Origin of the sequence: Nonomuraea sp. NPDC059007, assembly GCF_042740555.1 — a bacterium.
Classification (GTDB): domain Bacteria; phylum Actinomycetota; class Actinomycetes; order Streptosporangiales; family Streptosporangiaceae; genus Nonomuraea.
The window spans coordinates 60,857-72,911 of sequence record NZ_JBHYJD010000031.1 but is presented as its reverse complement, the minus strand read 5'-3'; the positions used below and the strand labels follow the sequence as shown (position 1 = coordinate 72,911).

The following is a 12,055-nucleotide window of genomic DNA, read 5'->3' as shown; positions in this document are numbered from 1 at the left end:
GGGCGGGCGCGGGAGGGGAGCGCCCGCCCCTTCGGCGTCAGTGCCGGTGTCCGTCGTCGCCGTGCTGCGGCGCCGAGGAGTTCTCCACCGCCGTGTACGGCACCGCCGCCACCTTGGCCATCGCGCCGGAGACGGCGGCGGCCGGATCGGGACGGCCAGCGTGCGCGCACTGCCAGGTCGCGGCACCGGTGATCCGGTTCGCCGCGCCCAGGTTGGCGGGGGCGGCGCTGTTGCCGGTGCAGACCAGCGCGCCCCGCACGGTGCTCCCGGCCAGCGCCGGCGCCTGGTTCCCGGTGAGCACGAGCGCCCCGCGCACCTCGGTCCCGGCGATGACCAGGGCGTCCGTGGTGCCCTTGATCTCCGCCGCGCCGTTCACGCGGCCCTTCAGCAGGTGCACCTGTGCCGCCTTGGACGTGCTCAGGACGCCCGAGATGCTGCCGCCGCGCATGACCAGGGAGGCGCCGGGCCGTACCGACACGGGACCGGACACCTTTGCACCTTCCAAGCAGGTGACACCGGACGTGACCACCAGCGCGCCGCGGTACGTGCCCGTGATCGTGCGGTCGCACGCGGGCGGCGGCGCCATCGTGGCCACCCGGAAGCTGCCGGCCCTGCCGTAGTTGCCCGCCGCGTCGATGGAGCGGTACTCGATCGTGTGGCGGCCGCGCGGCAACTTGCCGTAGACGAGATGGTCGATGACGGTGCCGCTCTCGCTGAACGTCCACGGCAGGTCCGCCGAGGTCGGCCAGCCGAAGTAGTTGAACCAGCCGTCGCCGTCCACACGCGACTCGGACACCACGTAGCCGTCCTTGTCGTCGCGGCCGGTCAGCCGCATCGTGAACGGCCCGTTGTACAGGTACAGATCACCGTCCTTCACCACAGGATCGGACAGCTCGTAGCCGGTCGTGGGCGGCGTCCCGTCAACGGTCCAGGTCACCGTGTCCGCCCCGGCGGTCGCGGTGAGCGTGTGGACACCCGGGCTCAGGTCCTTGAGCACGAAGTCGCTGCCCGAGTCGCCCACCTTCGTCCCGTCCAGCTTCCAGGTCACCGGGACAAGTTGCTGCGCCGGATGCGTGGTCTCCACGTACATGACGTCGCCGCGCCCGGCCGGCCTGGTCGTGGGCGCGGCCGAGACGATGCCGGGAGTCAGCCCGTCGGGCGGCGTGGTCAGCGTGGTGTCGACCGTCCAGGTCCTGCCGCGGGTGAGCGCGGCGCGCACCGCCGGGTCCCGCACGAACTCCGTCGTGTCCGCCACCGTCGCCGTGACCGTGTGCGTCCCCGGCGACAGGTTCAAGGTCCGCAGGTCAAGAGCATCCTCAGTCGAGGGTACGGCGGCGCCGTCCACACTCCAGGTCACCTTCAACGCGTGACCAAGCGGCCGCATCGGCTCCACCCACAACACCCGGTCCGCCCCCACCGGCGCGTTCACCGGCGTCGAACCCTGGATCACGTCCGTCTTCGCGGTGATGCGCTGCACCATCACCTCGCGGCTGACCTGGTCGAAGTAGTAGCCGAGCGACTTCATCATCGAGTGCCGCGAGGGCCGCCACACGCCCGTCGAGGCGTACAGCCCGCCCTCGAACCGCGCGATCGGCCCGCCCGACTCGCTCTCCTCACCCAGCCAGCGCCACCACTTGCGCTTCTGGTCGAGCATCTGCTGCTCGGTCAGCAACGAGTGGTGCGCGCTGGACGGCTCCGGCCCCGTGTAGGCGCCGCCGGGGACGCCGCGCTGGTAGTAGTCGTACTCGTCCTGGAGCCCGCCCAGGGAGTGGCCCAGTTCGTGCGGGCTGATCAGGGCCGACATCGCGTTGCTGCCGGAGGCGGTGGCGTAGGAGCCGCCCGCGCCGCCGTACGTCTTGCTGTTGCCCAGCGCCAGAATCTGCCGATTGCCCGGCGTGGTGCCCGTGACCATGTTGGCGTAGCGGTTGGCGGCGGAGTTGTTCATCGTGATCAGCCGCTGCACGCTCTGCGCGTTGCACTGCCCCCAGAACCCCATGCTCAGCGGCGTGTTCTTCCGCGGCGAACTGAGATCAGGATCGCAGCTGATCCCGGACTCGCCCGAGACAATGTCCACACGGTAGACGTTGATGTAGTTCCGGTAGCTCTTGAACGGCTCGATGGACCACATCACGTTGAGATGCCGGTCCACGTCGGTCTTGAAGGCGGCCTGCTCGCTCTCGGTATACCCGTCACCGAGAAGCACCAGATTGAAACGCTTGGCCGGATCCCCGGTGACCTGCACCGGAACCACCGTCGCCGCACCAGGCTCTGCGGCACTGGCGGGAAGGGGGTGGACAAGAAGGGATCCGGCCAGCAAGAGGGCGGCTAAGGCGCCGGTGGCGCGCAATGGGACCTCCGGGGTGTGGTACATGACGTGCTAGTACTATCCGCGCACGCCACCCATCCGTCCCATCTCACCTGGGGATAACCCCAGCGATATACCCCAACCCTGCGGTCAAGCACGCAACCTCCCCACCACCCAAGAACCCCACACCCCAAACCCCAGCCCCGCAGCACAGCCCCACAGCACAGCCCCACAGCTCACACCCGATCCCCACGCCTGAGCCCCACAGCCGATACGCCTGCACATCACCGCCGCACCACACGCCCGAGACACCGGCGCCCGTCACGGACGCACAAGCAGGCTGCACGACAGGCGGGCGGGGCACCCCACGGCCGACGGAAGAACACCCGGCGAGCTACCGCCTGACAGCCGAGCCGAGCGGCACCGGGAACACGCGGGAGGACCAGGCCGCGTGGCCGGAGAGACTCGCGAAGCGGCGGTATGCCCCGTGTCTTGAGGCGCCACGCCACGCGCAAGCACGCGCTCCTGCCCCGAGGCGCCACGCCGGGCGCAAGAGCGTGCTCCTTATCCCGAGGCGCCACGCGGAGGGCGCAGGCGTGCCCGTGCCCCGAAGCGGCACGCGAAGGGCGGAGGCGTGCCGGTGCCTCGAAGCGGCACGCGGAGGGCGCAGGCCTGCCGGTACCCCGAGGCGGCACGGGAAGGGCGGAGGCGTGCCCGTGCGCCGTGGCGGCACGCGGCCGGGAGGGTCCGTGGTGAAGACCTCACGCGCGCGGCGCCGGGGTGACAACTCCTGGGGTGGGGGTGGTCAGGGTGGAGGGAGGGGTGGGTCGGCTGGGGGTTGGGGTGGGGGTGGGGGCTGGACGGCGGGGATGCAGATGCGGTCGCGGCCCAGTTCCTTCGCGCGGTACAAGGCCAGGTCGGCGGCGGCGAGGAGTTCGATCAGGTCGTCGCCGTGGATGCTCATGATGGCGACCCCGGCCGAGATCGTGATGGTGATCATGGCGTCGTCGGCGGGGATGGCCATGCGGCCGATGCGGTGGCGCAGGCGTTCGGCGACGCGGCGGGCTTCGGAGATGTCGGCTCTCGGGAGGAGGACCACGAACTCCTCGCCGCCGAAGCGGCCCACGACGTCGTAGTCGCGGAGCTGGCCGCGCAGGGTGGCGGCCACTCCCACCAGGACCTGGTCGCCGACCAGGTGGCCGTGGGTGTCGTTGACGCGTTTGAAGTGGTCGATGTCGATGATCAGCAGGGCCAGCGTCTCGCCCGTACGGCGGGCGCGGACGATCTCGGTGTCGGCTTCGCGCTGCCAGGCGGCCGCGTTGAGGAGGCCGGTCTTCGGGTCGGTACGGGCCGCCGCCTGCAACTGGGCGTGCAGGAGGCTGCGCTGCAGCAGGACGACCGGCGGCAGCGCCAGGACCAGCAAGGCCAGGTTCAGGCCGCAGGCTATGGCCACCGTGACGCCCAGGCAGAGCTCGACCACGTCCAGCAGGACGCTCTCCCGGTCCCACAGGACGTCGCGCCAGCGGGTGTCGGGGTCGGCGGTGTGGGCGGCCACGGCGATGAGCGTGGTGTTGAGCAGGGCGAACAGCGTGGCGCAGGCCACCGCGTAGAGGATCGGGGTGCCGCCGCCTCTGGACAGGACGGCCGGGTCGGGGACCAAGTGGTGGAAGACCACCGAGGCGGTGCACCCGGCCAGGCCGATGGCGGCCGAGCTGAACACGCGCCGGTACAGGACCGTGGCGCGCACCCGCAACTGGAGCAACACCTGCAACAGGATCGGCGCGAACAGGGCGTAGACCGGCGGCAGCAGCAGCGCCACCGGCAGCCACCACGCCGACAACAGGTCGCGTGAGACACCGGCCGGCATGCCCAGCCGCCTGGTCGCCTCGATGCAGACCGCCCCACAGGCCATCAACGCGCCGAACATCAGCAGATCTGACCAGCTAAATTCGGCAGATGTCGCAAAGACGGCAATGGCCGCGACATCCAGGATTACGATCCCTATGAGATAGACCATGAGGGCGCGGCGCTGCCCCAGCAGCGGCCAGCGGCCGGCCAGTGTTGACACACCGTCGCGAGACTTGACCGAGGTGTGACTGGTCGCCGCCATCCCGTCTCCTCTCAAACTAACGATGTGTAACACAATAGTTGCGGAGTGTGCGTTGCGCGACGGGAACCGCTACCTTTGGCTCGGTGGCCTTTGCGTCAAGCGGCCACCGAATGGGATGCCGCTCACTCCGCGAGCGGGCCGTGCGGGAAAGGAGCAGCCATGGTGCGGGGCGTGACCTGGACCTGACAGATGCTCTCAACATCTGACACGGGCAACACCATCGGCTGATCCGCGCGGTGTCCGAGCTCGCCAGGCTCGGGGACACCGACACGTCACGGCCGGTGCCCCCTCCTCCTCCGCCCGCCTGAACTCAGGCGGCAGCCCGCTCCTCGACGGGATCGCCTGAGCCGTCGCCCGCTGCGCCGAGCACTCTCACCAGCACGTCACCGTCGTCGAGCGCGCCCTCCGGCTCCTCACGCCGCCCCCGCCGCCGCCCACGAGCGACCTCCGCCACCACGCCGCCCTTCCCCGGCTCCCGAACCGCCCCGGCCCCGCCCTTCACCAGCTCACGAGCGCCACCGCCCTCGCCCTTCCCCAGCTCGCGAGCGCTTCCACCTTCGCCCTTCACCACCTCCTGTGCACCTCCGGCATCGCCTGCCCCGGGCTCACCCTCCGGCACGAGGCCACCGGCAACACCGAGGCCACCGAAGTCACCACCGGCGCTCTGGAGCGCGGGGTCACCCGCATCCCCCATGGACGTGCCCAGCACACGAACCTCCCCCGCCCCGGCCGGAAGGGCGGCACGGAGGGTGTCGCCGCCGGTCAGGGCGCGCTCACGGGACTCCAGCGTGCCGAACACCGGGTCGAGCTCCGCGGCACCGGACCGGGGACGGCCGCCGCCGCCCATGGCCCAGTCCTGGGTGTCCTCGTCGAGCCGTTCACGCCGTTCCCTGCTCACGATCGAGGCCCCGCGCTCCGGCTTGCTGAACACGCCGGTCCCCCACCTCAGGTCGTGACCCACCGAAGAGGCCTCCACCTCGGCCATGAAGCGCCGGTCGTCCTCCGCCCCGAACTCCCTGATCCGCAACTTCCCCGACACCACGACCGGATGCCCGACCCGGATCGACTGGGCGACGTTGTCGGCCAGCGCGCGCCAGCACCGTACGGCGAAGCAGACCTTCTCCCCGTCTGCCCACTGCCCGGTCTTCTTGTCGAAATAGCGGTGACTGGTCAGCACCCGCAACGAGGTCACCCGGACCCCGTCCTCGAAGGTGTACTGGCGCGGCTCGGATGCGACGTTGCCGGTGAGCGTGATGTAGATGTCGTTCATCGGTTGCCTCCCATGCGGCGGGCGGGCTGCCCGCGGACGGAGGCCACGTTCTCGCGAACGGCACCCGGAAGAACCAGCCGAACCCCGTTCTGGGGACAACCTGCCCCTGTGGAGAACTCAGCCCGTGAGGCCCCTCATGGCGGCGGCGAACTCGTTGTGCCTGGTCAGCTCCCGCTCAACCGGCTCCACGACCATGCTCTCCGCCACCGCGCCCACCCGGCGGCGCATCTCCCGCTCCAGCCGCTCACGCTCGCGCGAGGCGCCCAGAACGACGAAGTTCCGCGAGGCGACCGCCGACAACGCGCCCAATCCGAGCACGGAGGCCATCATCACCCCGACCCAGGGCAGCGCCGCCGTATCGCCGAGCACCGCGAACGCGGTCGGCAGCGAGTCACCGGCCGTCAGCCCGACCCCCAGCCACACCAGCCCGAGGAAGAACGCCGCCACCAGCGTGTACTGCCACGCCTTGAGCGCCCGCCACCACCCCGGCACCCGGTCGAGTTCTGGCGCGACCTCGGCCAGCTCCTCGGTGAGCGCCTGCGGCAGTTGCCCGGAGCGCGAGCGCGCCGCGTGGTGCAGCCCCGTCCGCCAGACGTCGGTCATCCCGCCCGACAGCCCGTCGGCCAGCGCCTGCACGGCGTTGACCACCTCGGCGGGCTGTGCGGTGATCCGCCCGGTGACGACCTGCATCTCGTCCAGCTTGAGGCTCTTCAGCGGATCCGGCCGGAACTTCGCGATCCATCGCGGGTACGGCCAGCCGACCCACCGCCCGGACCGCTCGGCGTAGATGTTCTCCATGGCCTCGCCCAGTGCGGGCACGCCCACGGCGTCGCAGAGCGCGTCCGTCAGCCCGACCCGGCGCGCGGCGTCGACGTTGGGCGGCGCCTCGCCCACGGGTGAGGTTTCGGCCAGCCGTCTGGTCAGCCGGTCAAGGTCGGCGTCGAGACGTTGGATGGCGGCCCTCCGGCGGGAGACGGCGTCGGCGATCACGCTCTTCAGGCTGTCGATGCCGCGCCCGGAGACGGCCGAGGTGGGCACGACGGTCGGCTGCGCCACGCCCTCGCGCTTGAGCAGGTCGTTGAGGTCGATGACCAGCTCGGCCAGTTCCTCGTGGGAGAGCCGGTCGGACTGGTTGAGCGCGAAGACGGTGACGGCCTCGTGCCCGGCCAGGTCGGTGACGTAGCGGCGGTGGGTGGAGGCGTCGGCGTACTTCTGCGGGTCGAGCACCCACACCACCAGGTCGGCCAGCCCGATCAGCCGGTCGGCCTCGTTGTCGGTGAGCGCCCTGATCGAGTCGTGGTCGGGCAGGTCGAGCAGGATCAGCCCGTGCAGGCGGCTCTCGCCCTTGTCGAGCGCGCTGGCGCGGGCGAAGCGGTGCCGCCACTGCACCTGCAGCCAGTCGAGGAGCGGCGCCGCGCCGTCGAGCCCCCACACGCAGGCGTGGGTACGCGCCGTCGTCGGCCGCCTGACGCCCGTCGGCGACAGTTCGAGCCCGGAGACCGCGTTGAACAGCGTCGACTTGCCGCTGCCCGTGCCTCCGGCCAGCGCGACCACGGTGTGCTCGGACGAGAGCTTGAGCCGGTCGCCCGCACGCAGCAGCAGGGCGCCCGAGTCGGTGAGCAGCTTCTCGTCGAGCCGTCCGGGGCCGAGCTCCACGATCTTGGAAAGGGCGTTGAGCCGGGGGCCGAGCCCCGGCCTTCCGGTGGTGGTGACAGCCGTCATCGAGCGACCTCGAGGTTGTATGTCGCCTGGTAGAGCCTCGTCGCGGCCGACTCGTCCGGTATCCCGGCCGCGTCGAGCGCCTGCACGTAACGCATGGATTCCTCGTCGAACAGCACACCGATCCTGGCTCGCAGGTCGCTGAGCGCCTTCGCGCCGATGCCGCGCAGCGACTCGGCGCCGAGCAGGGCGTTGACCAGCTTGTGCGGCACGCCCTCGACGCTGCCGCCGCTGAACATCGCCACCATGAAGATCAACGCCAGCGAGTCGGCGTCGAACGACACGATCTTGGAGATCGACCGCTTGGCCACGCCTTCGGTCCTGACCAGCTCGGTGACGTGCTCCTGCCAGGCCGCGATGGCCCGGTTGGCCCGGCGCGCGAGCTCGTCGGAGGGGCGTTCGAGCCCGGCCCCGAGCAGCCCGCCCAGCTCCGCGCGGTGCCGCCAGCGGGCCACGACCTCCTCGGAGGCCCGGTTGGCCGCCGCCGCGATCAGCGACTCCAGGCCGGTGCGGATCGCGGTGCGGAAGGCCTGGATGCGCTCGGGCGTCTGCTTGGCCGCCTTGCCGCGCCGCCGTACCTGGAGGGCGCGGGTGAGTTCGCCGGAGCCGGTGAAGTCCTGCCAGCGGGCCAGCACCTCGCCGTTGACCAGCGAACCGTTCTTGGTGGCCCGCTCGATGTCGGACAGCGCGCCCAGGTAGGCGGCCTCGACGTCGGTACGCAGCTCGTTGCGGAAGGCGACCTGCTCCTCCAGTTGCCTGGCCAGTTCCGGCACCCGGGTGCGGAAGCTGTCGAGCACGCCGTCCAGCGTCTCGCGTACGGCCAGGGCCCGGCGCTCCTCGTCGACGGAGAGTTCGGCCAGCCAGAGCCGCAGGTCGGTGACCTCGCTGTCGGGCAGCCTGCCGTCGGTGACCGTGGCCTCGTTGACCACGAACCGGTCGGCGTCGCCCAGGCCGTACTCGGTGAGCATGCGGACGAAGTGCTTCACAACCACGTCGCGCGCCCGCGGCTGGACCCGGGAGAGCACGATCCCGAGCCGGGCGCCGCGCTCCTTGGCCAGCCGCAGCAGTTTCCACGCGGGCGCGTCGGCGTAGCGGGCGGCGGTGGTGACGAAGATCCACAGGTCCGCGGCGTCGAGCATGCGGTGGGCGACGTCGTGGTGTTCTTCCACGACGGAGTCGATGTCGGGGGTGTCGAGCAGCGCCACGCCCTGGGGCAGCTTCTCGGTGGACACCACGACCAGGCTGTCGAGCCCGGTCTCCGGGGTCGGCTTCTCGATCCGCGTCAGCCCGCCGAGCAGCTCGCCCGAGCCGAACCACGGCAGGTCGTCGGGATGGCAGGCGAGCACCGGTGTCCCGGTGGTGGGCCGGCGCACGCCGGTGCGGCTGATGTTCTTCTCCGCCAGGCTGTTGACCAGCGTGGACTTGCCCGCGCCGGTCGACCCGGCCACCACGATCAGCGCCGGGGCCGTGCTGGTGCGCACCCGGGGCAGCACGTAGTCCCGCAACTGCGCCAGCAGGTCGTCCCGCGCCTGCCTCGCCTCCTCGGCGCCGGGCAGGTCGAGCCCGAACCTCAGGTCGGCCACGCTCAGCCGCAGCGCGTCGAGTGCGAGGCCGAGCCGCTGAGCCGCCTCCTTGGGCAGCGCTTCCTCCCGCACCGCCCGCGCGGGCGCGCCCTCACTCTTTTCCGGTACGGCTCCCGCCGCGTCCTCGGCCACCTCCGTGGCCTCGTCCTCGGTGGCCTCGTCGTCAGCCTCAGCCTCGACGTCCGCGTGATCCGCTACCTCTGGCGCCTCGTCGTCATGCTCGGCGACCTCACCGGCGTCCTCGTCCGCGACGTCTTCTTCCACGACGTCCTCTTCCACGACGTCCTCGGCGGCGACGTCCTCGGCGCCCGGATCCTGGGTCGCCTCGGCCTCCGGCGTCTCCTCCGGTGGCTCGCCGTCGTGCTCGGCGGCCGGGTCGGGGGCGGCCGGCCGTACCTCTGCGGGCTGTCTGATGGGAGGCATGAACAGCGTCCGCTCCCCCGCGGACTCCTGGTGCCCGTCACCCATGGCATTCACGGAACCCGCTCCGATCGAACCATCTCGACCTCCTGGCCGACCTTCACGACGTCGCCGACGACGACGATCGCCGGGGGCCGTATCCCGGCCGCTGAAACGCGGTCGGCCACGGTGGCAAGCGTGGCGGTGACCGCCCGTTGCGTGGGAAGAGTACCGTCCTGTACCACCATTACGGGAGTTTCCGGCGAACGTCCGTCTCGCTGCAAGGCCTCGGCCACCTTGGCCAGCCGTTCCACGGCCATCATGAGCACGAGAGTTCCTTCGGAGCGTGCCATTCCGGGCCAGTCGACCGTGGAGCGCGGATCGTCGGGCGCGACGTGCACCGAGATCACATGGAACTCCTGGCTGACCCCCCGGTGAGTGACCGGGACCCCCGCGGCGGCCGGGACCGCGACCGGGCTGGTGATGCCCGGCACGACCAGCACCGGGATGCCCGCGTGGGCGCAGGCGAGCATCTCCTCGCCGCCGCGCCCGAACACGAACGGGTCGCCGCCCTTCAGCCGGACCACGAACTTGCCCTGCCTGGCCCGGTCGATCAGCACCTCGTTGATGGCCTCCTGGGGCAGCGAACGCCCGTACGGCACCTTGGCGGCGTCGATCAGCTCGACGTCGGGGGCGAGCTCGTCGAGCAGCGCCCGGGGCGCGAGCCGGTCGGCGACCACCACGTCGGCCTGGGCGAGCAACTGCCGCCCGCGCACCGTGATCAGGCCAGGATCGCCCGGCCCGCCGCCGACGAGGGCGACACCGATGGGTTTCGCCCGGTTACGGCGGGCGTCGACGGTGCCGTCGCGGAGCGCGTCGACCACGGCGTCGCGGATTCCGGCGGCCCGGCGCGGATCGCCGCCCGCCGTGATCGCGACGCTGATCTCGTCGACCTTGCCCGAGGCGGGCGTCCAGGCGGCCGAGGCGTCCTTGTCGTCGGCGCGCACGCACCAGATCCGCTTGGCCTCGGCCTCCGCGGCCACGGCCGCGTTGACCGCGTGGTCGCTCGTGCAGGCCTGCACGAGCCACGCGCCGTCGCAGTCGCCCACTTCGTACGGCCTGGCGTGCCAGGTGATCCGGCCGGCGGCGATCAGGTCGTCGAGCGCCGGAGTGACGGAGGTCGAGACCACCGTGACCGCCGCACCGGCCTCCAGCAGCGCGGGAACCCGTCGCTGGGCGACCCGGCCGCCACCGACGACGAGGACCCGGCGGCCGGAAAGCCGCAGGCCGAGGAGGTAGGGGCCCATGGGGCGAATCTCCCGTTCGCGAAGGTTGGTGTGTTAGGAGGTAAACCTAACGGAAGATTGGCAATGTGGAACTAGCGGCCGTCAAGTAGAGGCTGCCGGGGATCCCAGCGCGGCCCGCCCTCACCGTCCTTGCGGCGTCTGGCCATCGCTGACAGAGCCTCAAGGATAACGCGGTTGCCGAGGAAGGCGGTGATGTCCGCGTGATCGTACGGCGGCGCCACCTCCACCACCTCCATGCCCGCCACCGGCAGTTCGTAGCAGATGCGGCGGACCGCGTCGAGAAGCTGCCTGGCCGACAGCCCGCCGGGTTCCGGCGTACCCGTGCCCGGCGCGTGGCCGGGGTCGCAGACGTCGATGTCGACCGAGAGGAAGATCTGGTCGCACTCATCGAGCGCGAGCGTGAACGCCTCGGTCAGGCACTCCTCCAGCCCACGCGCGACGATCTCGGTCATCTCGTAGGAGCGCATGTTCTGCTCGGCCATCCAGTCGAGCGTCTCGGGCCCCGGCCAGTAGCCGCGCAGGCCGATCTGGAGGAAGCGGTCCCCCCTGATCGCCCCGGACTCGATGAGCCGGCGCATCGGCGTACCGTGCCCGTGCAGGTGCCCGAACTCGATGTCACCGGTGTCCGCGTGCGCGTCAAAATGGATCATCGAGGTACGGCCCGGCTCGAAGGCCCGCGCGGTGCCCTTGGCGTCGGGCAGCGCCACGGTGTGGTCACCGCCGAGGATCAGCGGGATGGCGCCGGAGGCGGCGATCCGGTGGACGGCGTCCTCGATGTTGGCCAGTGAGCTCTCGACGTCTCCCGAGTACATCTCGACGTCTCCGGCGTCCAGCACGCGCAGGTCCTGAAGGGCGTCCACCCGGAGCGCCAGGCTGGGCCTGGAGCCGTCGTGTGGCAGGTAGCAGGCCTGGCGCAGCGCCATCGGCCCGAACCTGGCGCCCGGCCGGTTCGAGGTGCCGCCGTCGAAGGGGGCGCCGACGATGACCACGTCCGCGCCCGCGTAGGTGGCCGGATCGAGCACATCGCACCGCTCGACGCCCAGGAAGGTGATGTCGGGTCCGTACATCGCACCATAACGAGTCACAACCCCATCATCACACTCACCACCCCATCCCCGGCCAGGCCACTCCCGGACGCGACCCCTGGCCGACGACCGATGCCCCGGACCCACGGAGACCCGGACACACAGAGACCCGGACACACGGCCACGAGACGCGGGCCCGGGATCCAATGGGCGCTTCCGTGGAGACGGGATGCCGCGCTGGGGGCGGCGCGCCGCAGGGTTGCGCTCCTGAGCGCGAGTAGCGGGTGAGGGTGATGGGGCGGGGTGAGGCTAGAGGGGTGCGACGGCCCTGACGGGG

Annotated in this window: 7 protein-coding genes; all 7 read right to left on the bottom strand. The window is 71.3% G+C overall.

The annotated features are described in order from the left end of the window. Window positions 1-37: 37 nt before the first annotated feature. Window positions 38-2,242, bottom strand: coding sequence for a M64 family metallopeptidase (locus ACFWY5_RS38405; protein ID WP_379637697.1), 2,205 nt, complete (start codon window positions 2,240-2,242; stop codon window positions 38-40). A gap of 868 nt (window positions 2,243-3,110) precedes the next feature. Next, window positions 3,111-4,232 carry a GGDEF domain-containing protein gene (locus ACFWY5_RS38400; protein WP_379637696.1) on the bottom strand — a complete coding sequence of 374 codons (1,122 nt, stop codon included), beginning with the start codon at window positions 4,230-4,232 and terminating at the stop codon, window positions 3,111-3,113. 493 nt (window positions 4,233-4,725) lie between these two features. Further along, window positions 4,726-5,685, bottom strand: coding sequence for a single-stranded DNA-binding protein (locus ACFWY5_RS38395; protein WP_379637695.1), 960 nt, complete (start codon window positions 5,683-5,685; stop codon window positions 4,726-4,728). Window positions 5,686-5,802: 117 nt separating this feature from the next. Continuing rightward, the gene (locus ACFWY5_RS38390; RefSeq protein ID WP_379637694.1) at window positions 5,803-7,407 is read right to left on the bottom strand and encodes a GTP-binding protein; all 1,605 of its coding nucleotides are present in this window, start codon (window positions 7,405-7,407) and stop codon (window positions 5,803-5,805) included. Beyond that, a complete protein-coding gene (locus ACFWY5_RS38385) occupies window positions 7,404-9,455 on the bottom strand; it encodes an AAA family ATPase (RefSeq protein WP_379637693.1) in 2,052 nt (683 codons plus the stop codon). The genes ACFWY5_RS38390 and ACFWY5_RS38385 overlap by 4 nt, the downstream gene beginning before the upstream one ends. 5 nt (window positions 9,456-9,460) lie before the next feature. Further along, window positions 9,461-10,693, bottom strand: coding sequence for a uroporphyrinogen-III C-methyltransferase (gene cobA / locus ACFWY5_RS38380; protein ID WP_379637692.1), 1,233 nt, complete (start codon window positions 10,691-10,693; stop codon window positions 9,461-9,463). 71 nt (window positions 10,694-10,764) lie between these two features. Next, window positions 10,765-11,760, bottom strand: coding sequence for an agmatinase (gene speB, locus ACFWY5_RS38375; RefSeq protein WP_379637691.1), 996 nt, complete (start codon window positions 11,758-11,760; stop codon window positions 10,765-10,767). Window positions 11,761-12,055 lie beyond the last annotated feature (295 nt).